The sequence below is a fragment of the Rikenella microfusus DSM 15922 genome (genome assembly GCF_000427365.1).
GTDB classification, from domain to species: Bacteria; Bacteroidota; Bacteroidia; order Bacteroidales; family Rikenellaceae; genus Rikenella; species Rikenella microfusus.
Window position 1 is genome coordinate 1,840,452 of the sequence record NZ_KE386488.1, and the last position, 21,722, is coordinate 1,862,173.

Annotated in this window: 17 protein-coding genes; 12 read left to right on the top strand and 5 right to left on the bottom strand. The window is 58.4% G+C overall.

Annotated elements, in window-relative coordinates; all coding sequences use genetic code 11:
• Positions 1-804: 804 nt before the first annotated feature.
• From RIKMI_RS0108730 to RIKMI_RS0108770, 9 genes are all read left to right on the top strand, one after another.
• Positions 805-2,592: a YncE family protein gene (locus tag RIKMI_RS0108730; RefSeq protein WP_245584975.1), complete on the top strand. Its 1,788-nt coding sequence runs from the start codon at positions 805-807 to the stop codon at positions 2,590-2,592.
• 13 nt (positions 2,593-2,605) lie between these two features.
• Positions 2,606-3,784: a RidA family protein gene (locus tag RIKMI_RS0108735; protein WP_027291302.1), complete on the top strand. Its 1,179-nt coding sequence runs from the start codon at positions 2,606-2,608 to the stop codon at positions 3,782-3,784.
• Between the two features lie 51 nt (positions 3,785-3,835).
• Complete coding sequence (locus tag RIKMI_RS0108740) at positions 3,836-4,552, top strand: cupin domain-containing protein (RefSeq protein WP_027291303.1); 717 nt, start codon at positions 3,836-3,838, stop codon at positions 4,550-4,552.
• 123 nt (positions 4,553-4,675) lie between these two features.
• Positions 4,676-4,993 (top strand): VOC family protein, encoded by a 318-nt coding sequence (locus RIKMI_RS0108745; RefSeq protein WP_027291304.1) that lies wholly within the window; start codon positions 4,676-4,678, stop codon positions 4,991-4,993.
• 32 nt (positions 4,994-5,025) lie between these two features.
• A complete protein-coding gene (locus tag RIKMI_RS0108750; RefSeq protein ID WP_027291305.1) occupies positions 5,026-6,033 on the top strand; it encodes a dihydroxyacetone kinase subunit DhaK in 1,008 nt (335 codons plus the stop codon).
• 132 nt (positions 6,034-6,165) lie between these two features.
• A complete protein-coding gene (locus RIKMI_RS0108755) occupies positions 6,166-6,804 on the top strand; it encodes a DAK2 domain-containing protein (protein ID WP_027291306.1) in 639 nt (212 codons plus the stop codon).
• Positions 6,805-6,938: 134 nt separating this feature from the next.
• Positions 6,939-7,817, top strand: coding sequence for a 3-hydroxy-5-phosphonooxypentane-2,4-dione thiolase (gene lsrF, locus RIKMI_RS0108760; RefSeq protein WP_027291307.1), 879 nt, complete (start codon positions 6,939-6,941; stop codon positions 7,815-7,817).
• 14 nt (positions 7,818-7,831) lie between these two features.
• On the top strand, positions 7,832-8,773 hold the full coding sequence (locus RIKMI_RS13570) for a beta-propeller domain-containing protein (protein ID WP_051214445.1): 942 nt from the start codon (positions 7,832-7,834) through the stop codon (positions 8,771-8,773).
• Positions 8,774-8,840: 67 nt separating this feature from the next.
• Entirely contained in the window at positions 8,841-12,845 is a 4,005-nt protein-coding gene (locus RIKMI_RS0108770; RefSeq protein WP_027291308.1) for an SUMF1/EgtB/PvdO family nonheme iron enzyme, read from the top strand.
• Positions 12,846-13,406: 561 nt separating this feature from the next.
• On the opposite strand, the gene RIKMI_RS13575 is transcribed toward RIKMI_RS0108770, so the two are convergent.
• Positions 13,407-14,186 (bottom strand): TIGR01777 family oxidoreductase, encoded by a 780-nt coding sequence (locus tag RIKMI_RS13575; protein WP_037292420.1) that lies wholly within the window; start codon positions 14,184-14,186, stop codon positions 13,407-13,409.
• A 649-nt stretch (positions 14,187-14,835) separates the two neighbouring features.
• Here RIKMI_RS13575 and RIKMI_RS0108780 point away from each other — a divergent pair.
• The 3 genes from RIKMI_RS0108780 (at position 14,836) to dnaJ (ending at position 17,932) form a co-directional block, all read left to right on the top strand.
• Positions 14,836-15,960, top strand: coding sequence for a glycosyltransferase family 4 protein (locus tag RIKMI_RS0108780; protein ID WP_027291309.1), 1,125 nt, complete (start codon positions 14,836-14,838; stop codon positions 15,958-15,960).
• A gap of 47 nt (positions 15,961-16,007) precedes the next feature.
• Positions 16,008-16,589: a nucleotide exchange factor GrpE gene (locus tag RIKMI_RS0108785; RefSeq protein WP_027291310.1), complete on the top strand. Its 582-nt coding sequence runs from the start codon at positions 16,008-16,010 to the stop codon at positions 16,587-16,589.
• A gap of 158 nt (positions 16,590-16,747) precedes the next feature.
• Positions 16,748-17,932 carry a molecular chaperone DnaJ gene (gene dnaJ, locus RIKMI_RS0108790; protein WP_027291311.1) on the top strand — a complete coding sequence of 395 codons (1,185 nt, stop codon included), beginning with the start codon at positions 16,748-16,750 and terminating at the stop codon, positions 17,930-17,932.
• A 605-nt stretch (positions 17,933-18,537) separates the two neighbouring features.
• Here the strand turns inward: dnaJ and RIKMI_RS0108795 are convergent.
• Genes RIKMI_RS0108795 through RIKMI_RS0108810 form a run of 4 tightly spaced genes read right to left on the bottom strand, consistent with a single transcriptional unit; the run spans position 18,538 to position 21,531 of the window.
• Complete coding sequence (locus RIKMI_RS0108795) at positions 18,538-20,007, bottom strand: TlpA family protein disulfide reductase (RefSeq protein WP_037291762.1); 1,470 nt, start codon at positions 20,005-20,007, stop codon at positions 18,538-18,540.
• A gap of 3 nt (positions 20,008-20,010) precedes the next feature.
• Positions 20,011-20,349: a hypothetical protein gene (locus tag RIKMI_RS0108800; RefSeq protein ID WP_027291313.1), complete on the bottom strand. Its 339-nt coding sequence runs from the start codon at positions 20,347-20,349 to the stop codon at positions 20,011-20,013.
• The gene (locus RIKMI_RS0108805) at positions 20,346-20,882 is read right to left on the bottom strand and encodes an RNA polymerase sigma factor (protein ID WP_027291314.1); all 537 of its coding nucleotides are present in this window, start codon (positions 20,880-20,882) and stop codon (positions 20,346-20,348) included. The genes RIKMI_RS0108800 and RIKMI_RS0108805 overlap by 4 nt, the downstream gene beginning before the upstream one ends.
• On the bottom strand, positions 20,866-21,531 hold the full coding sequence (locus RIKMI_RS0108810; protein WP_147288488.1) for a hypothetical protein: 666 nt from the start codon (positions 21,529-21,531) through the stop codon (positions 20,866-20,868). Before RIKMI_RS0108810 ends, RIKMI_RS0108805 begins: the two co-directional genes overlap by 17 nt.
• Positions 21,532-21,722: the final 191 nt, after the last annotated feature.

A 21,722-nucleotide genomic window follows, 5' to 3' on the forward strand; every position in this document is an offset into this window, starting at 1 on the left:
CGATATTCGAAATGCAAACGCCGAGAGCGGTACTTAGATTTTATACGAAACATTACGCTGTGTGTTTTTGTACGTGCCTGCACCTGGCGATAGCTCCTGAGGCTGGTCTGCACGCGGTTTTCGCAGACTCTGGCCGGTATGATTAAAGCGAAAAATAATAGGTAACTATATACGACGTTACCCTATATTATGCACACTTGATTCTCAGTATATTTCGGTCCTCGCCCACCTCCTTAAGCAGAGCAAAGCCCCGGTCCCCCGTGCCGAGCTGCACCGCAGGGCCGGTTGGGAAGGTCATTGCCTGATTGCGGGTAAAGTCGTATATAGTTACCAAATAATAATCGTAGGGTTTATCATATAGGGCCGCGGCCTGCGGGGAACGCGACAATCGCATGAGCGATTGATTTTGCGGGTTTCCGCTGCGGGAAGCTGCGGCCTGTGCGACCCGAAATCCGCCAATTGTTGCTCAGTCGTTAAACCTTTACGCTGGGTTTCTGTACCGGCAGCTCGAAAATAATTTCAGGGAACAGGACATCCGAAACCGTTTCCGGACAAGGCCCCGCAGGCGGCGGGTATCCGGTCGGGCCGCACGGAATTGCCGGATTCGGAGAACAAACGTTTGCACGAACCCGGGAAAAAGTGTAATATTGTAAGTTTCATTACGGTTCGTATTATACGCTACCGGGATGAAATACGACCCGAAAAACCACTGCCTAAACTACCAACATCGATATGAAATCCTCAATATTGCGTTCCTGCCTTGCCGGCGGAATCATCCTGACCTGCGGTATGGGAAGCGGGGAAATGATCCCCGCGGCGCATGCCGCGCTTGCAGGAACGTCGCAGACGGCTCCCGCCGCCGCGGAGAACGCCCCGCTGTTCACGACCGACATAACGGTCCTTTCCGACGGTCGTATCGTCACCTCTAATAAAGGCAACAAATCCGTGCGGATTTACGCTCCGGACAACCTCGCTGCGCCCGTCAAGGAATGGATTTTCGAACAGACGCCCACCGGCGTAGCCGCCGGGACGTCGGGCGGCAGCGAAAAAATATACGTGACCACGTTCGAGAAACGAGGCACCCTCGACGTTATCGACCTGACTTCGGGTCGCGTGGAACGCTCCATCCCGGTCGGATCGGGAGCCACCTCGCCGCTCGTGTCGCAGGACGGGACGAAAGTTTACGTGCTCAACCAGTTCGCCAATACCGTAGCCGAAGTCGATCCCGAGGGCGGCGTCGTGCTCCGTACCGTGCAGGTATTGCGCGAGCCGAAAGGAGCCGTCGTGTCCAAAGACGGGAAATACCTTTTCGTAACCAATTTCCTGCCGGCCCAGCGGGCCGACCTGGACTATGTGGCCGCCGACGTCTCCGTGATCGACCTGGGGAGTTTCGAGAAGATCAAGGACATCAAGCTGGCCAACGGAAGCAACGCGCTGCGCGGGATCGCGCTGAGTCCCGACGGGAAATACGTGCTCATTTCGCATAATATGGGCCGTTTCGCCGTGCCCACCTCGCAGTTGCAGCAGGGCTGGATGAACACCAGCGCCCTGAGCGTCGTGGACGCCGAAAAACTCACCTTCGAAGGAGGTATCGTACTGGACGAACCGGAACACGGGGCGGCCGGCATCTGGGACATCAAAAGCGTGGGCGACAAAGTTTATGTGACTCACTCCGGGACGCACGACCTCAGCGTGATCGACTATCCGGCCATGGCGGCCAAACTCCGGTCCTATACCGGCACCAAAGAGCAGCTCTCGTACGACCTGCGTTTCATGTACGGTATCCGCGAACGCGTGAAACTCACCGGCAACGGCCCGCGGAAAATGGCCGTATCGAAAGACGGTAAGCAACTTTACATTCCGACCTACTTTTCCGACACGCTCAACGTGTTCGACCTCTCCGGCAATACGGTGGGAGCGGCCGTCGCCCAGGTCGAGAACCGCAAGGAGACCGACGTGCAGGCCGGCGAACGGATTTTCAACGACGCCGCATACTGTTTCCAGAACTGGCAGTCCTGCAACGGCTGCCATCCCGGCGACGCCCGCACCGACGGCATGAACTGGGACCTGATGAACGACGGGATCGGGAATCCCAAGAACTGCAAAAGCCTGTTGTATTCGCATTTCACGCCTCCCTGCATGATTTCCGGCATTCGGGCCGACGCCGCGATCGCCGACCGGAAAGGGTTTACGCACATCCAGTTCTACAACATCCCCGAAGAGATGGCCCTGAAAGTGGACGCCTATGTGAAAAGTCTGAAAGCGGTTCCGAGTCCTTACCTGGTGGGCGGCCAGCTTTCCGAAAAAGCCAAACAGGGGAAAAAGGTGTATGAAAAGCTCAAATGCGACGAATGCCATAACGGCGAATATTACACCGACATGCAGATGCACCGTATCGGCGAGGATATCGAGTTCGAGAAAGGCTGGGACACGCCGACCCTGCGCGAAGTGTGGCGTACGGCTCCCTACCTGTTCGACGGCCGCGCCGCGACGATGAAGGAGGTCTTCGAGGTGCACCGGCACGGTATCGAAGACAAGAAAGTGAGCGCCAAGGACATCGACGCGCTGGTGGAATATGTCAATTCATTGTAGATCCAGGGAGGGTATGGGATTCCGCATAATTTATAACATAGACAAAGTCTGGTTCCGGGATTTCGGCGAAATGGTCGAGGAGATGCTCGACAAACTTACCGGGACGACTTCCGGACAAGGTATCGTGCCGTTGCGGCTGGTTTTTTTCGGAAATCCGGACAACAACGGCCAATATATGGAACACCGGGCCTGGCTGCTGGACCTGATCCGGAAACGGTGCGAGCGGTTCGGATGGCGGATGCCGCTGGTAAGCTACGTGGCGCAGAAATCGCTGGATTCGGGTCTGGTGATGGAATCGCAGTGCGTCCCGCGCGAGAACGGCAGCCTCGTTCAGGAAAAAATATCGGCGGACGGAGTGCGTTATTTCACGGTCGAGACGCCGGAAGGCAAACGGCTCTTTACCGAAGGGATACTGCCCGCATCGATCGACGCTCCTATTCTGGAACAGTCGAACGAAGTGCTCGGCAAACTGGGCGCCGTGCTCGACGCCGAAGGGATGGACATCAACACCATCGTCCGCCAGTGGAACTATATCGAACGGATCACGTGCGTGCCGGAAGGCTGTAACCAGCATTACCAGGACTTCAACGACGCGCGGTCCCATTTCTACGCCCGTACCGAATGGAAAGGAGGCTATCCGGCGGCTACCGGGATCGGCACCTCGCACGGCGGGATCATGGTCGAGGTGGACGCCGTGGCGCTGCGGTGCCGCAAGTGCGCCGCGGTGGCGCTGGACAACTCCCTGCAAGTGGCCGCGCACGATTATTCGCAGAACGTGCTGATCGGCGTGGCCGACAAGATATTCCGGCACAAAACCACCCCCAAGTTCGAACGCGCCAAAGCCGTGGTGAGTCCCGAATCGGGCCTTCAGGTCTATATTTCCGGGACGGCCGCCATCCGCGGCGAAGCCTCGCTCACCGGCGTGGGCATCGAACAGCAGACCGTCATCACGCTCGAAAACATCGAATACCTGATTTCCCGGCAGAACCTGCGCAAACATGGCGTCAAGGCGGAAAAAACGCCGGAAATACAAATATTTCGCGTATATTTGAAAGCCGAGAACCTGTTGGAACCGGCACGGAAAATCATCTGCGAACGGTATCCGGCGGTAAAGGCCCTGTACGTACTGACCGACGTGTGCCGCGACGAGCTGCTGATCGAGATCGAGGGAGTGGCGTTCACGGCCGAATGACGGGCCTCGTAAGACTGGAATGTAAAACCGAAAACATAAAAATCTAACACCATGAAAAACGTAAACTTTTTCAAAGCATCGATGATCGCGCTCTGCGGAGCCGCGCTGACCCTGACCTCCTGCGGCGGGTCCTGCCCGGCCGGCCAGAACGGCGACTCGACCGCTGTAAAAACCACCGACATGAAAAAAGCACCTTATCAGAAAAAGTACACTAACGCCGATTTCTACGACGCGCAGGGGAATTTCAAACAGGATGTGGCCAAAGAGGCTTTTCTGGACATGTTCGCTTACTACGGCGTGCCGTTCACCCCGCTGATGGAGAAAGACATCTGGTTCACCGACTTCGGGCTGGGCGACTTCGAGAACGTCGGGATGGGCGGTATCTTCTGGATCAACGATTCGACCTACGGTTATTTCGCGCACTCGATCTACCTGCTCCCCGGTCAGATGATTCCGGAACACAAACACGTCAAGACCGCCTTCCCGGCCAAACAGGAATCCTGGATGGTCGATAAGGGCTGGGTTTACAACTTCTCCGAAGTCGGCGAACCGACCGAAGGCGCCGATGCCCTGATTCCCGCATCGCAGAAAGAATCCACCGTGTCGAAGAATTACGTGAAACAGAATCTCGGCGAAGTACTGACCCTGAAAGCGCCGGAAAGCTGGCACTTCATGATGGCCGGCCCGGAAGGCGCGATCGTGTGGGAATTCGCCAACTACCACGATAACGCGGGACTGCGCTTCACCAAACCCGGCGCGGCGTTGTAGCTCCCTTTGCCTCCGCGAGGGGGGGAGAGCGACAGCCTTGAGCGGCGGAGGCGGGAAAAGGGTTTCCTTCCTCCTCCGCTTTGTGACAAATCTATACTAACCCAAAACAGATAAGACCGAGTTATGAGAACATTTGACCATGTCGGCATACCGACCTGCGAACCCAAACCGGGCGAAGTGTATAACGAAGGCATGAAAGTGTGGCTGACCGATTTCGCGAAAAGCCCGAACCGGATCGAATGGCTCCGTTTCGACAAGGATTCGTGGATGCCCCGACTGATTCAGAGCACCACCCATATGGCCTACCGGGTAACCGATCCGGAAGCCGAAATGAAAGGCAAGACCGTGCTCCTGCCGCCCACCGATTGCGGGGGAGGCAACTGGATCGCCTTCGTCGAAGAAGAGGGGATCGCCGTGGAGCTGATGTGGCAGGTCAAATAATAAATAACTCAACCAAATCGTTGATAATGAAGATGAACAAGTTTATCAATTCGACCGAAAACATAACTTCCGAACTGCTGGAAGGCTACACGATGGCCTTTTCCGAAACCGTGAAACTGGGCGCGGAAAACATCGTGGTACGTACCCGGCCCAAAGCCGAAGACAAGGTGGCGATCATCGCGTTCGGCGGTTCGGGCCACGAACCGGCCGTGAGCGGTTTCGTGGGCGAAGGGATGTTGGACGCATCGGTGGTGGGCGATATTTTCGCCGCTCCGGGGGCGCAGCGTCTGTTCCAGGCTCTCCAGATGTTCAAACGGGACGCAGGGATTTTGCTTCTCGTGCTGAACCACTCCGGCGATGTGATGAGCGGCAACATGGCCAAACAGCTCGCCGAACGCGCCGGGATCAAAGTGAAGTCGATCATGACCCACGACGACATCTCGGCCGGGCTGGACGCTCCGGACGAAGACCGCCGCGGACTGGCCGGAGCCATCCCGATGTACAAGATACTGGGCGCCGCCGCCGAACAGGGCAAATCGCTGGACGAACTGATCGAAATCGGCGAACGCTTCAACAAGCAGATCGCGACCCTGGCCGTGGCCATGCGCGCCTGCACCCACCCGCAGAACGGCGCTACGATCACCGAACTGCCCGAAGGGATGATGCAGATCGGCATGGGACAGCACGGCGAAGCCGGACAGGGAGGTAACGAACCGCTCGTATCGGCTGACGCCACCGCCGAATTCATGGTCGGCCAGCTGATGAAGAAACTCGACCTGAAGAGCGGCGACAACGTGTTGCTGTACATCAACGGCGTAGGTTCCACGACCCTGATGGAACAGTTCATCGTTTACCGCGCCGCCGCCAAAAAACTCGCCGCCGCCGGGATAACGGTAGCCGACGGATACGCCGGCGAACTGCTGACCGTCCAGGAACAGGCCGGGTTCCAGATGATCCTCGCCAAACTGGACGCAGACCACCTCGACCTGCTGAAAAACTACAAGGCCGACGCCCCGTACTGGAAACGTTTCGGCAAATAACGCGTCCGCCTCTGCTTTCGGACGGGCGGACACCCCTCCCAGGAAGACCCTCTGTTCCCTTGAGAAAGGGGGCAGGGGGCGTGGGGTTAAAGGAGCATACCGAAAAAGAGACTAACACCTAACATAAACCATATGACCGGAAAATTGACTGTACCGGATTTTCAGAAAATGATCCAGAAAGCGTTGGCCGACGTGACGGCACGTGCCGGGGAGTTCAGCGAGCTGGATGCCGTGATCGGCGACGGCGACCACGGCGAAGCGATCGTGACGGCGCTGGGCGCCATCGCGAAAGTTTCGAACGCCACCGATGCGGCCGGCAAGGATTTCAAAACCCTGCTCGGCGACATGGGATTCGGCGTGATGATGGAGACCAGCGGCTCCACCTCGACCCTGCTCGGCGGCCTGCTGCTCGGGATGAGCGACGGAGTGCCGGCCGGCGCTGCGGAACTCGACGCCGCACAGGTCAAGGCGATGTTCAAAGGCGGTCTGGAAGGCGTTCAGAAGAATACGAAAGCCATGCCGGGCGACAAGACCATGATGGACGCCCTCTACCCGGCGGTTACGGCCATGCAGGAGTGCGCTTCGGACGACGTGGAAACCATACTGAAAGCCGGTGCCGACGCCGCGCAGAAAGGCGCGGAAGCCACCGTGCAGATGAAAGCCAACTTCGGCCGCGCCCGCAACTACGGCGAAAAATCCGTAGGACATGCCGACAGCGGCGCATCGTCGTGGGCCTGCATGTTCGGCGCATTCGCAGCCGCGCTGGCCTGACCGTCCCGCCGGACGTTGCGGTTTCCGTCGCCCCCGGCCCCGTTCCGGTACTTTCCGCGCGTCCCGCGCGGGGCCTGCGCCGGAACGATAAATGAAAATAATCGAAATCAATCAGAATAAGAACAGAAGAAGACATGGCAGACATGGATGGGATCCTTGAAAACAAGGACAAAGACTACGGCATCGGGATTCCGGTGGCCAACCAGAACTATTTCGTAAAAGGGGCTGATAACCTCGACTGGGGGATGAAAGACCGCCTCTCGCGGATCTTCCGGCCCGGCACCGGCCGTACCGTGATGCTCGCTTTCGACCACGGGTATATCATGGGGCCGACCTCCGGCCTGGAACGCCTGGACCTGAACATCGTGCCGTTGATCCAGTACGCCGACTCGCTGATGTGCACCCGCGGCTCGCTGCGTTCGGTGGTGCCGCCGACCTATAACAAAGGTATCTGCCTGCGTTATTCGGCCGGGTCGTCGATCCTGACCGACCTGAACAACGAATGCGTGCTCGATCCGGTGGACGCCGTGCGCGTGAACGCTTCGGCGATGGCCGTGATGGTGGCCATGGGCAACGACAAATTCGAAGCCAAGACCATTGAAAACCTCGTCCGTACCGCAGACGCCGGATACAAATACGGCATTCCCACGATGGGCGTTACCGCCGTGGGCAAAGATATGGCCCGCGACTCCAAATACTTCGGCCTGGCTTCGCGCGTGTGCGCCGAAAACGGGGCCAATATCGTGAAGACCTACTACTGCGACGGCTTCGCCAAAGTGGTGAACGCCTGCCCGGTACCCATCGTGATCGCCGGCGGCAAGAAACTCGAAGAGAAAGAGGCCCTCGAACTCTGCTACAAAGCCATTAACGACGGGGCCATGGGCGTCGATATGGGCCGCAACGTGTTCCAGTCGGAAAATCCCGCCGCGATGATCCAGGCCGTGAGTGCTGTGGTACACGAAGGGCTGACCCCCGAACAGGGCTTCGAAATGTACAAAGACCTGTCGAAATAATTCCGCATCGAGTCATGAAACGCTTCATACATAAACTGGCTTCCGCCGCTGCGGTGGGAACCGCGGCGTTCGCGATGGTTTCGTGCGGCGGTAAAACGGCTGCTCCGCAGGAGAAGATGCTCATCGCCGGTTCGTTCTGGGACACCATCGCCGTGGTGAACCGTTCGGCCGGAGACGTGATCGAGTGGAAATACGGCCTGCCCGCAGGATCGGAATGCAACAGCGTCGAGATCGTGCCGGGCGGCGACGTGCTGCTCTCCTACAAGAAAGGGGCGCGCGTGATCAAGCGCGACGCGGCGGGCACCGTCGTGTGGGACTATACCGACGTGGCCGATACCGCCGAATTGCAGACCGCGACGCGGCTGCCCGACGGGGGCTACCTGCTGGCCATCTGCGGTACCCCGGCCCGCATCGTCGAACTGGACTCCACCGGAACCCAGGTGCGCAAAGAGGTGCGTTACGACCTGGGCATCCGGCCCGCGCATGCTCAGTTCCGCCGTGTGGCGAAGGCTGCGAACGGAAACTACCTGATTCCGATTATTTCGGCCGGCAAGGTGCTTGAAATCAAGGACGATTCGACCCTTGTCGCGGAATACGGCGTCGGCGGAACCCCGTTCTCGGTTCAGGAACTGCCCGGCGGCAACCTTTTCGTCGCGTTGGGCGACGGCCACAGCGCCGTCGAGATCGAACGGGCCGGCGGCGCTCTTGTGCAGCGGATCGATTCGATTCCCGGCGTCCCGATGCACTTTGTCGCTTATTCGGAACGTTTGGCTAACGGAAATACGCTGATCTCCAACTGGCAGGGACACCTGCCGGCGGAACAGCAGACCGCCGCCCAACTGGTCGAGATCGATCCGGCCGGTGCCGTAGTCTGGTCTTACGACGGACGCGGCGGCCGCCCTGTGAAAGGGGGAGGCGTGGACTTCGTTTCGGCTTTTTATCCCTTTACGGAATAACAGCATACTAACACCAAACAAATAGATGATCAAGAGAACAGTTTTCACAGCAAGCCTGGCTCTGGTGATGGCCGCTGCGGTGCCCGTTACGGCATCCGCCGCGTTGTCCGTTCCGGTCGCCGCTGCGCCCGCCAAGAAAAAGGCGCAGCAGACCTGGCTCCAGCAGGCTTTGGCGGCCAAAGAGAAATTGGCGGCCGATTCGCCGAACGGGTTGCCGTACGTTTCGACCGAATACCGGCGCGGGACGGCTCCCGGCAAAGTCTCCATCGACCTGACCGGCCTCAAGGAGATCTCGTTGGTAACGTGGGCCACGCCCGACGGTACGGATTACGACCACGCCGTATGGGCCGACGCCAAGTTTACCAAAAAGGACGGTACCGTGGTATGGATCGGAGATATGAAACCCAAGGTGAAACGGATCGAAGGCAACTGGACCAGTACCGACAAGAACCTGGCCGGCAATACGTTGCAGATCCGGGACACCAAGTACGACCACGGTCTGGTCGCCCATGCCAACAGTCTGCTCACGTATGAACTGAACGGCGAATACACCCGTTTCGACTCCGAAATCGGTATCGACGAAGGGTCGAGCGGCGGCAGCGCCATTTTCAAAGTCATGGTGACCAACGGTCGCAAAGAGGCCGAAGAGCTGATCAAGGCATGTCCGGAAGTTCAGGCCAAACTCGGCACGTTTATCGGCGCCCCGATCTCGGACTGGCTGACTTCACCCGGAACTTCGCTCGAACAGGCCGCCGCGACCAAAATCGTCAGCCAGTTGAGCAAACCGGAATATTTCAACGCCAAGATCAAGGAGCTGGAAGCGAATCCCGATATGGAGAAACGCATCCTCGGCTATATGGAACTCGCCGAACAAGCCGAAAAGGTGTTGAACCTCCAGGCCCAGCTCGAATGGCTCAACATTCCGGCCATCGGTAAGGCGCTGGCCGACATGAAGACCATGAAAGGCTTCGACGGCCAGAAATACGATGCCGCTTACGCCGAACTCAAGACCCTGGCGGCGAACGGGTTCGACAACATCTACAAAGGCGACCAGGCTACGATGGATGCCGCAGCCAAAGCACTGGCCCTCAAGCGGGAAATCCTGATGGCCAATCCGCTGCTGGACATCGACAAAATCGTTGTGACCAAGTACGACATCGGCAAGAGCGCCCGTTACGTGATGGCTCCGGCTCTGGGTACCCAGCCCAACAACTGGTCGAACCAGTATTCGGCATCGCGTGGCGGTTTCCGCGCTTCGATCGTCGAGCTGTCCAACCTGCGCGGCGACAAGATCAAGGAACGCGTCATCTACAAGCCGAAAGGCGACGAACCCGTAACCGACGTGCACATGCACTGGGATGCCGACCGCATGCTGTTCACCTCCGTGGACTCGGCGCGTCGCTGGCACGTGTTCGAAATCAAGACCGACGGCACGGGGCTGAAAAACATTACGGCAGCCATTCCGGAACCGGATGTGGAGTTCGCCGACGGTGCTTATCTGCCCGACGGACGGCTGATCATCAATACCACGCTGGGGTATCACGGGGTGCCTTGCGTGGACGGGGCCGACGCGGTGGGCAACTTCGCGCTGTACGACCCGAAGACCGGTTACCTGCGCCGTCTGACCTTCGACCAGGACAACAACTGGAACCCGACCGTGATGAACAACGGCCGCGTGATGTACACCCGCTGGGAGTACACCGACCTGATCCACTACTTCTCGCGCTTCGTGATGCACATGAACCCGGACGGTACCGAGAACAAAAACCTCTACGGCAGCGGTTCGTGGTTCCCGAACTCGACGTTCGACATGCAACCGCTCCCCGACGGGTCGAGCGCGTTCGTCGGGATTATTTCCGGGCACCACGGCATCGCGCGGTCCGGACGCCTGATTATCTTCGACCCGGCCAAGTCGCGTAAGGAAGAGAAAGGCATGGTACAGGAAATCCCGTTCAGCACCCGCCCGATCGAACCGATCATCAAGGACGAAATGGTGAACGGCGTATGGCCGCAGTTCCTCAAACCGCAGCCGCTGAGCAACAAGTATTTCCTGGTGACCGCCAAGCTGACCCCGAACTCGTTGTGGGGCATCTATCTGGTGGACATCTACGATAACATGACCCTCGTGGTGGAAGGCGAAGGGGACGGTTACATCAACGCGATTCCGGTAGTCAAGAAAGTGACTCCGCCGGTGATCCCCGATAAGGTCAACGAAGACAGCAAGGAGGCCACCGTCTTCATTCAGGATATTTACGAAGGCGAAGGTCTGCCGGGCGTACCGCGCGGCACCGTCAAGAAGCTCCGTATCCTGGCCTACGAGTACGCTTACCGCGACTCCCCCTCGAACCATGCCGCACAGGGTATCCAGTCCGGGTGGGACATCAAGCGTCTGCTGGGCGAAGTGCCGGTGGAAGCCGACGGCTCGGCCATCTTCACCATCCCGGCCAATACCCCGATCTCGCTCCAGCCGCTCGACTCGCTGGGCCGCGCCATCCAGTGGATGCGCAGCTGGTTCGTCGGTATGCCGGGCGAAACGGTATCCTGCGTGGGCTGCCACGAAGACCAGAACCTGATGCCGATTCCGAAACGCACAATGGCATCGACCAAGAAACCCTCCAAGATCGAAGTGCCGGAGGGCGGCGTGCGTCCGTTCACGTTCGAGCTGGAGATCCAGCCGATCCTCGACCGGGCCTGCGTAGCCTGCCACAACAACGAGAACGCGGCCGGCGGCAAGAACTTTACCGGCGGGCGCTACAACAACCTCTATAAGTTCAGCGACAGCTACCTCGATTTCCACCCCTATTTCTACCGCCAGGGGCCGGAAGCCGACATGTACGTGTTGGTGCCGTACGAATTCAACGCGTCGAACAGCGAAATGGTCCAGATGCTCGAAAACGGGCACCACGGCGTGAAGCTGACCGACAAGGAATGGAAAACCCTCTACAACTGGATCGACTTCAACGCTCCGTATCACAGCGGGTTCTTCAACGTTCGTGAACTGAAAGTCGGCCAGCACGGCTACAATCAGGTACAGCGTCGTAAGGAACTGATGGACAAATACGCCAACGGCATGATGGTGGACTGGCAGAAAGAGATCCGCGATTATGCGGCGTATCTTGAAAAACAGCCCAAACCGGAACCCGTGATGCCGGAACCGCAGCCGGAACCGAAGGTCAAGAAGATCAAGGTGAAAGGCTGGCCGTTCTCGGTGGAAGAGGCGAAAGCCATGGTCGGCGAGGACAACAAGAAGAGCATCGAGATCGCTCCGGGTATCACGATGAACTTCGTGCGGATCCCGGCCGGCACGTTCGTCATGGGGGCCGACAAAGGCATCTCCGCTCCGAAGAGCAAAGTGAAGATCGAAAAGCCGTTCTGGATGGGCGAGATCGAAGTGAGCAACGAACAGTTCCGCGCGTTGTTCCCGGACCACGACAACCGTCTGATCGGCCAGCACTGGAAAGACCATACGGGTCCGAACTACCTGGTCAATGAAGACTGGCGTCCGGCGATCCGCGTCAGCTGGGAACAGGCTATGGAATACTGCCGCATGCTGAGCGAAAAGACCGGCCTGAAGATTACTCTGCCCAGCGAAGCGCAGTGGGAATGGGCCGCGCGTGCCGGTTCCGACGGCGATAACTGGTGGGGTGTCGATCCCGACTTCTCGCCGTACGAAAACCTGGCCGACGTTCAGTTGCAGAAGATGGCCGTGAGCGGCGTCGATCCGCAGCCGATGAGTCCGAACAGCCGGATTTTCAAATATTGGGACTTCCTGCCCAAGGACGCTTCGGTGGACGACGGCAATATGCTGCTCGGCAAGAGCGGTTCGTACAAACCGAACGCATGGGGGCTGTACGATATGCAGGGTAATGTGGCCGAATGGACCCGGTCGGATTATCGCCCGTACCCGTACAGCGCTAAGGCGGACGTCGAGAATGTTTCGAATGCCGATAAAGTGGCTCGCGGCGGTTCGTGGATCGACCGTACCAAGAACGCCAGCCTGTCGGTACGCCGTCACTTCCTGCCGTGGCAGAAAGTGCGCAACGTGGGCTTCCGCGTGATTATCGAAGAATAAACGGTATTCGTCGGAAACCGTAAATCTGAGGCCCGGCCTTCCATCCTGAGATGGAAGGCCGGGCTTTTTTCGGTTGATTTCCGGAAGCGGTCGGGGATACTTTGTTTTGCGGCGGAAAGAACAGGTATTGGGGCAGAGTTGATCGGGCTTCGGGAGCGGTTCCCACCCGGTGAGTTATGATTGGGGCGAAAGTCTGGCGATACCGGTCCTGCGGCGCGAAACGACGTAAAAAGCGATGGAGCGGATAACGTGTACGGACCCGACCGTATTTGCCGGCGTTGCCGGATAACCGGGTGCCGGGCATAGGTGGTATCAGTAGAAATGCCTTTGGCGGTTTATTCGACTTGCGCGAGAAAATCCCCGATTTTGTCGGAAAGAAAGGTAAAACCGTATGCGAGCAATTTTTCCGGAGGTAAGTATATACGACTTTACCCTATATTATATGCCCGCTTAATCCTCAGTATATTTCGGCCCGCGCCCACCCCCCGAAGCGGCGTAGCCGCTTGGGCGCAGGGCCGTTTAGGGAGATCGTTACCCGATTTTGGGTAAAGTCGTATATACTTACCTTTCCGGATAGACGCATTGTCCCGAAAGTACCAACTGCGCAGCCTCTCCCATAAACAGGTGAAGCAACAGGTCGGGAACCGGCAGTACGAGCCATGAACGGTATCGCTCGGCCAGCGCCCGGGTGAATGGTCCGTTATTGATCCGCCGGGGAGCCGCCATATTGACCGGCCCGCTGATGTCCGGACGCTGGATGACGAATTCCACGGCCCGCATCAGGTCTCGCAGGTCGATCCAGGCGAAATGCTGCTGTCCGGAGCCGAGGCGGACCGTTATGCGATGCCGTGCGGGAAACGCCATTCGGTGAAATACGCAGCCGTCCGGAGCGAGGACCAAGGCGAAGCGGGCGATCACGCATCGTACCTGCGGCGGAACGCGGATCGCCTCCGCCTCCCGGTTCCGGCAGACATCGGCGAGGAATCCTTCTCCTTTCCGGGCATCCGATTCACCGTAACAGCCCTTTGCCGGATAATACCCGACAGCCGAAGCGGAAATGAACAGGTCGGGTTTCGCCTCCTGCGAGCGGATCGCTTCCACGATGGCCCGTGTCGTTCCGATACGGCTGTCATAAATTTCCCGGCGGTATTCCGCCGTCCAGCGCCTGTTGAGCGGAGCGCCTGCCAGGTTGATCACCGTATCGCATGACGACAGTGCCTCCGACAGTCTCTCCCGTTTCTCCGGGACGAAAAGTTCCCGGCCTATCGGTACGATTTCGTGCCCCCATTCCGGGAGAAATTTTTGTAAATGGCTGCCTACGAATCCCGTGGCGCCGCTAATCGCTGTTTTCTTGGCTTTTTACTCTCCACGGGCCGATTAGCCTGTATTGTCCGGGCCTGCGGATACGGTTCCGGAGGCCCGTTTCCGGATCGTTTCGAATAACTGTACTTTTAATTGGTAGATTCAAGGCCGGAGCCGGCGGGGCCGCAACAAGCACCGCGCAGTTGCAGGCGTTAACTTCGCTTCGCTCGTTTTGCCTGGCGGCTTCCTCGCGCTGCCTCGCCAAAGCCCGCAAGCGGCCTTTAGGTCTCGGTACGCAGCTCGGTTCCTCCTTGCGCCTCGGCCATTCGTGCGAGCCCGATGGCTCTCGGCTACTGCGTCGATTCGCCGGGGGTGGCTCCGGCCTGACTAAGGGAGAACATGGCAATAAACCGTACAGTTAAATAAACGGTAAATATCCTGTTTTACTTCAGATATTTCTGGTCTGCGTCTTGTACCCCAGAGCGGTTGCATTGCTTGGTGCTAAAACCATTCGGGGGAGATCCTGGATAAAGTCGTATAGGTTTACGAATCCCATTTTATATACACTGATATACCGGATATATCAAGGTGAAAACTCCTCCGTTTTCGCTGGCTCCGAACCACAGTCTGCAAATTGAATACGATCGGCTCCGATACATGGAAAAAGAGCCTATCTTTGCGGTCGGGAATGAAAATTTGCTGCATATTCAACATAGCGCCGTTGTATCGGGAAGGCATCTACCGGAAGATGGACGACGATCCCGAACTGGAATTCGACTTTCTGGCCGGCGAAGAGTCCACCGGCGGCATCGCCCTGATGGACCTCGGCATCCTGAAAGGTTTCCGCGGGTACCTGCACAACATTTACCGCAAAGGCGGCAAACTCGTCTGGCAGAAAAAAGCCGTCCGCAAAGCATTTTCGAAAAAATACGACGCCTATATACTCACCGGCAATCCCGGCATACGTTCCAACTGGATCATTGCCCTGCTGGCCAGGCTGACGGGGCGCCCCGTTTACCTCTGGACGCACGGGCTGCACGGCGACGAACGCGGGATGAAACTCCGTAAAAACCTGTGGTACTTCCGGTTGGCGGGACACCTGCTGCTATACGGCGAACGCCCCTACCGGCTGCTGCTCGAAAGAGGCTATCCTGCCCGGCGGATGGCCGTGATCTACAACTCGCTGGACTACGACAAACAGGCCGCGATTCGCGAACGGATCGGCGACCGGGGTTTTATCCGCAACTATTTCGGCAACGACCTGCCTCTGCTCGTTTTCGTCGGGCGGCTGACCGTCGCCAAGAAATTAAACCTCTTGCTGGAAGCTATGGTTCGGCTCGAAAGCGAAGGATCGGCCTGCAATCTGGTGCTTGTCGGCGACGGGCCTGCGAGGGAGCGGCTCGAAAAAGAGGCCGACACCCTGGGACTCGCCGACCGCGTATGGTTCTACGGCGAGACTTACGACGACCACATCATCGGCACTTTTCTGTATCACAGCGCGGCGTGCGTCAGCCCCGGCAACGTGGGCCTCACCGCGATCCATTCGCTGACTTTCGGCACCCCGGTGGTCACCCATTCCGACGGCAACAGACAGGGACCGGAATACGAAGCGATCGAACCCGGCATAAGCGGCTCGCTGTTCGCGGAAAACGATACTGAGGCCCTGGCCGGAGCGATCCGGCCGTGGCTCGGCCTCGGGCGGCAAAGCCGCGAAGAGGTACGTGCGGCCTGCCGCCGGATCATCGACGAAAAATTCAATCCGGACCGGCAGATGCAAGTATTGCGCACGGTATTCGGCACCCGAAGGCATTGAATTGGTACGCTATTTGACAAACTGTGAGCAGATAATACGAAACCGTTATGGAAAATCAGGAGAATCATACAGAAAATCAGGAGTTTGAGAACAAGACGCTGGACGATGCCGTTCCAGAGCCTACGATCGACACTGACACGCTGACAGCCGACCAGGATATCGCAGACATGGATGCCGCGCAGGAAGCCGACAAAATGGCAGAGGCATGTAAAGCATGGCAGGACAAATATATGCGCCTGTCGGCGGAATTCGACAATTTCCGCAAACGGACGCTGAAAGAGAAGATGGACCTGATCGCCAGCGGCGGCGAAGACGTCATCAAAGCGATCATTCCGGTGGTGGACGATTTCGAACGGGCGATCGCCGCTCTGGACGGCAAAGAGCATGTCGCAGCCGAATGCGAAGGCGTCCGCCTGATTTACCAGAAATTCCTGGATATTCTCAAATCCAAAGGAGTAACGCCGATAGACGCGTTGGGCAAACCGATGGATGTCGATTTCCACGATGCGGTGGCCAAAGTACCCGTGGACGACGCGGAGAAAAAAGGCACGGTCATCGACGTGGTACAGACGGGTTACATGCTGAAAGACAAGGTGCTGCGATTTGCGAAGGTGGTGGTGGGAGAATAACTGCATCCGTTCGATTATTTGTTCCTGATTACCGATTTCCTGCGGCGCACGAAGTGAGCCGCGCGGGCCGGAGCCATCCCCGGCGCAGGCCTGCAAGCCGTCCCCCGCTGGCTCCGGCAGCAAAATAATCGAACGATAAAAAGAATTAGATTACGATAATGGCTGATAAAAGAGACTATTACGAAGTGCTGGGCGTGAGCCGCGACGCGTCGCCGGAAGAGATCAAGAAGGCGTACCGCAAAGCCGCGATCCAGTTCCACCCGGACAAAAATCCGGGCGATAAGAACGCCGAGGAGAAATTCAAGGAGGCCGCCGAAGCGTACGACGTGCTGAGCAATCCGGACAAAAAGGCGCGTTACGACCAGTTCGGCCATGCCGGCATGGGCGGAGCAGCCGGCGGTGCGGGCGGATTCGGCGGGTTCGGAGGCGAATACGGCGGATTCACGATGGAGGACATCTTCTCGCGCTTCGGCGACATCTTCGGCGGAGGCCGTTTCGGAGGCTTCGGCGGCGGAGGAACTTCGGGCGGATACGGCGGCGGGACGGTGAGCCGGGGCAGCGACCTGCGCGTAAAAGTCAGGCTGACGCTGGCCGAAATCGTCAAAGGAACGACCAAAAAACTCAAGATCAAGAAAGACATCGCGTGCGACCAGTGCGGCGGCACGGGGGCGAAAGACAGCAATTCGTATGCGACCTGTTCTACCTGCGGCGGTTCGGGACATGTGACGCAGGTGGTCAATACGTTTTTCGGACGTACCCAGACCACGACGACCTGTCCGACCTGCGGAGGAAGCGGCAAGACGATCACCGCTCCGTGTCCGAAATGCCATGGGAACGGGACTGTCAAGGGCGAAGAGGTCGTGGAGATCAATATTCCCGCCGGCGTCGGCGAGGGCATGCAGCTTTCGGTGTCGGGCAAAGGCAATGCGGCCCGGCACGGCGGCATCAACGGCGACCTGCTGGTGGTGATCGAGGAAGAGCCGCATCCGGAATTGAAACGAGAGGGCAACGACCTGATATACAACCTGCCGCTCAATGTGGCGGACGCTATTCTCGGCGCTTCGGTCGAGATTCCGACGGTGGACGGCAAGGCGCGTATCAAGATCGAACCCGGCACGGTGGCGGGTCGCGTGCTGCGGCTGCGCGGCAAGGGGATTCCGGACGTGAACGGTTACGGAACGGGCGACCTGCTGGTCGTCGTGGACATCCACATCCCGGCGCATGTCTCCCCGGCCGAAAAGGAGGCGTTGGAAAAACTCCGCGCTTCGGACAATTTCAAACCGGCCGCATCGGCCAAAACGCGTAATCTGTTCGAACGGATGCGGAACTATTTCATGTCTTGACACACAAACCGCTCCGACCGTTAAGAGCGGGGGCACGCCTAAAGGGCAAGGGGCCTTGAGGAAACTCCTCAAGGCCCCTTGCCCTTTAGGCGGTGTATATTTGGAGGTAAGTATATAGACTTTACTCTATTTATTTGTATGTCCGACCCGGATTATATACCTTAAAGTACCCGTCATTCTCCAGCTCGCGCCGACCTTTTCGGATCGTTTGCCGGGCTTGCATCGCCCCGTGCCGGACGGCACGGAGACGAAAGGAGGGAAATCCTGCAAATTGGGATTCATTAGGGCGACTATATACAACCTTACACCAGCTTCCCCATAACCTCATTTCGGCTCAGCGCCGGATGACTTTCAGCCGTCGGGGGGCGACGCGAGTCGCAAAGCGCCGGTGAGAACTATGGGTAGTATATCGAGTGGATAAGCGTATTTGACCCCAAACCGGGCAACGATCTCCCCAACCGGCCCTGCGCCCAAGCGGCTACGCCGCTTCGGGGGTGGGCGCGGGCCGAAATATACTGAAAATCAAAGCGCTCGTATAAAATAAGGTCAAGTCGTATATACTTTACCTCAAAATATATCATCGGGTCGGGATAAACGGCAACGAATCACCGGGCCAGCAGATCGTCGATATGTTCGGACGCCTGCGCCAACGCCGACGGCCGTTCCGCTTTCATCGTGGCGATCTTTCCGTCGCGTCCCACCAGGATGTACGTCGGATAACCCGATAAACTATACGTTCCCGTGAACAGGTTCGTCGCATCCTCGTCGAACCAGTAATTTTCCCCCTCCGGCCTCTGCTGCGCCACGAACCGGAGCCATGTCTCGCGGTCGGAGGCCAGACACAGGTTCACGAATACAACATCCTTGCCCTGCATCAGCTTGTGCAGTGCGGGAGCCTCTTTCATCTCGACCCGGCACGGGCCGCACCACGTGGCATACACGTCGATATAGAGCACCTTCCCCGGATATTTCGCCGTCAGGTAAGCGAATATGTCCCCTTCGGGCACCTCGACGACCGTACTGTCAGCCGCGAGGTAAGCCACCCCCTTCACCGGCATGTCCGGAAACACAGGGGCCGCTTTCAGCCGGCCTGCCCATGCTTCCAGCCGTTCGCCCAGCGACGGGTCCGTAAAGACCGATTTCAGCTCCGGCACCGAGTCGTACAGTTCCGGATTCTGGTCGATCCGATCCGTAAGGAATTGCCACATCATCACGTCGCGGCTCCGCGTGGCCGGCTCGTCGGACAGGATACGAATCCCTCCCCGAACCATTTGCGCCAGCTCGCGCCGCTCCCAGGCTGCGGCGACCGCCGTATCGGCCTCGATCTTCGTCTGCATATAAGCCAGCAGATGATAAGGATACATCATCGAACGGAAATTCGCCGTATCGTGGATGCCGAAAAGCGGATCGCCGAACAGGGCCAGCCGCTCCTGCGGGTCGTCGTATTTGTACTCCAGCAATTGATTGGCCAGAGCGAAAATCAGGTCCCGGCGGACGAAATCCCGCAGCGTGTCGTCCAACACGATGCCTGCGCGCCGGGCATAAGCCTCTACCGAATCCGACGTTTGCCCTGTCCGCTCCCGAATCCGGACGAGCATCGCTTCGGGAGCGGCATTGAAATCCAGCGACAACGGTTCAGGACAATTGTACAGGCAGTCGTACGCATAGTCCATGATCGCAGACAACCGGTCGTTGTCTTCCGCATGCGCCCCGCCGAAACGGACGGCTCCCGGTTCGCCCGTCCGCATTTTCGCGGCGTCGATGGTCAGGTGTACCGAATCGCCCGGAGCGACGAACAAATTGATGAAATCGCCGCAAACGAGCGTGGCGTTGTGCAGGCAGGTGATCCCGTCCGTCTCGAACCGGAACGAACCGTCGTCGGCCAGCCGCTGCCCCATCCGTTCGTTCACGATCGGGTCGCAGAGATTCCAGATAACGACGTTCGGATCTTCCTCCGTACGGTTGATTACCTCCCCGGCGACAACGGTGCGTTGTCCTTCCGAATTCTTTTCGTTGCCGCACGCGGCCAGCAACATGGACGCGCAGACGACAGGCGCCAGTTTATGGATTCGCATAAGCTAAAGATTGGTTTCCGCTTGATTCCCGACGGCTTTTTCCGTACGGGGAATCTGCCAGCTTACCGGAGCCAGGCGTATTTCCGTTCCCCGCTGCCCGTACCGTTCCAACCGTCCCGTCAGGCCGGCCGGGTCGAAGCCGGACAGGGCCATCCATACGATCAGCATGACCGAGGCGAAAGCCGTGGCGAAAGTCGGAATCCGGTAGGAATTGCGCGACGGAGGGACAGGTTCGATATGTCCCATGATTCGCTGCGTAAACCCGTCGTCCGGTACGCGTTCCCGGCGGGCGGCGGCCAGCAGCCCTTCCAGCGGATCGTTCTGTATCCGGTTTCGTTTCATAGTTCTTCGTTTTTCAGGTATTCCCTCAATTTCGATTTCGCCCGTGCCACGACGCTTTTGACCGTGCCGAGCGGCATGTCCGCCACATGGGCGATCTGGCTGTGCGAGAGCTGCTCGACGGCCGAAAGCAGGATCACGTTCCGTTCGGTATCGTCCAGACAGGCCAAAGCACTCTGCAAGATAGTATTTTCGGCCGACATTTCGCATCCGGCGGTTACCTGGTCCAGTTCCTGCGACGGCCGCCGGCTCCGGCAGTTGTCGAGGAAAGTGCGGTAAGCGATGCGGAACAGCCACGCACGGAACGATCCCAGACCGGAAAACTGGCGGATGGAGGTGAATGCTTTCAAGAAGGTCTCCTGTGCCAGATCATCGGCCCGGAAGCGGTCGCCCGCAGTCAGGTGGGTCAGGTAACGTCTCAGGGGAGACTGGTACCGTTCGACCAGCCTCCCGAAAGCGGCGCGGTCGCCCGACCGCCTGACCCGCTGCACAAGAAGCAGTTCCCCGACGGGATTGTATTTATCGGTTGTCGTCACGACGCTGTACGTACAGGCGGAACAAATAGATCACGGCGTAACCCACTCCGGCGATCAGCGCCCACAGCAGGAGACCTGAAAAGAACCGTATATATCCGGTATTGACAACGCCGACCCAGGCAAGCAGGGCGAAACCGCAAATCGCGACGATCAGCAGCCGCCGGATGAAAACCGTTACGGGCAGTTCGGTCCGGATGTCGGCCGGGAGTTGTTCGCCGCGTTCGATCCGCAGGCGTTCGAGTTCGTACTCTTTTTCCCGCCTGCGGTAGCGGGCTTTCTGGCTGATGAAGACGACGATCACGAGGGCGGCCATGACCAGTGCGACGATCAGCACGGCTGCCACATGGTCGCCGTTCAGGTCGGTTCGGGCGCGGTCGTAGGCCGCGTTGCGGATTTGCCGTACGGTTTGCTCCAGATCGGCCACGCGGTCGCCGAGCGCGGTCAGCAGGCTGTCGGTTTTGATCCGGGCGGCAGGGGGTGTCGGCAGGGCTGCGGGCGCGGCCAGCGTATCGGCAGGTACCGTCAGGCTCGTCGTGTCGCCCGCCGTAGGAAGGGGAAGCGTTCCGGCGGGGTTTTCTGCCAGCAGGGCGGAGCTGCTTCCGAATATCATCCCCAGGCCGAGCAGGGTGCAAAGCATTGTTTTTTTCATCGTATTCTGCATTTTGGGATTTTGTCTTTCTGCATGTAAGACGCAGCGGCCCGTCGTTTCGGATGCCGGCAAGTGAAATTTATTCTGATTTTTTTGTACCCGAAGATATACTCGGAAGAATTCCGGCCGGCCCGGCGGGAGAGGGCGGCACGAACCGAAAAGCTGCGGATACATCGGAATATACAATCGGA

Excerpts from the sequence above, each read along its gene's own strand:
- RIKMI_RS0108755 (WP_027291306.1), top strand. The coding sequence starts at position 6,166 with ATGACCGGAAAATTGACTGTACCGGATTTTCAGAAAATGATCCAGAAA.
- RIKMI_RS13570 (WP_051214445.1), top strand. The coding sequence starts at position 7,832 with ATGAAACGCTTCATACATAAACTGGCTTCCGCCGCTGCGGTGGGAACC.
- RIKMI_RS0108770 (WP_027291308.1), top strand. The coding sequence starts at position 8,841 with ATGGCCGCTGCGGTGCCCGTTACGGCATCCGCCGCGTTGTCCGTTCCG.
- lsrF (WP_027291307.1), top strand. The coding sequence starts at position 6,939 with ATGGCAGACATGGATGGGATCCTTGAAAACAAGGACAAAGACTACGGC.
- RIKMI_RS0108780 (WP_027291309.1), top strand. The coding sequence starts at position 14,836 with ATGAAAATTTGCTGCATATTCAACATAGCGCCGTTGTATCGGGAAGGC.
- RIKMI_RS0108735 (WP_027291302.1), top strand. The coding sequence starts at position 2,606 with ATGGGATTCCGCATAATTTATAACATAGACAAAGTCTGGTTCCGGGAT.
- RIKMI_RS0108750 (WP_027291305.1), top strand. The coding sequence starts at position 5,026 with ATGAACAAGTTTATCAATTCGACCGAAAACATAACTTCCGAACTGCTG.
- RIKMI_RS0108795 (WP_037291762.1), bottom strand. The coding sequence starts at position 20,007 with ATGCGAATCCATAAACTGGCGCCTGTCGTCTGCGCGTCCATGTTGCTG.
- RIKMI_RS0108800 (WP_027291313.1), bottom strand. The coding sequence starts at position 20,349 with ATGAAACGAAACCGGATACAGAACGATCCGCTGGAAGGGCTGCTGGCC.
- RIKMI_RS0108745 (WP_027291304.1), top strand. The coding sequence starts at position 4,676 with ATGAGAACATTTGACCATGTCGGCATACCGACCTGCGAACCCAAACCG.
- dnaJ (WP_027291311.1), top strand. The coding sequence starts at position 16,748 with ATGGCTGATAAAAGAGACTATTACGAAGTGCTGGGCGTGAGCCGCGAC.
- RIKMI_RS0108810 (WP_147288488.1), bottom strand. The coding sequence starts at position 21,531 with ATGAAAAAAACAATGCTTTGCACCCTGCTCGGCCTGGGGATGATATTC.
- RIKMI_RS0108730 (WP_245584975.1), top strand. The coding sequence starts at position 805 with ATGATCCCCGCGGCGCATGCCGCGCTTGCAGGAACGTCGCAGACGGCT.
- RIKMI_RS0108785 (WP_027291310.1), top strand. The coding sequence starts at position 16,008 with ATGGAAAATCAGGAGAATCATACAGAAAATCAGGAGTTTGAGAACAAG.
- RIKMI_RS0108740 (WP_027291303.1), top strand. The coding sequence starts at position 3,836 with ATGAAAAACGTAAACTTTTTCAAAGCATCGATGATCGCGCTCTGCGGA.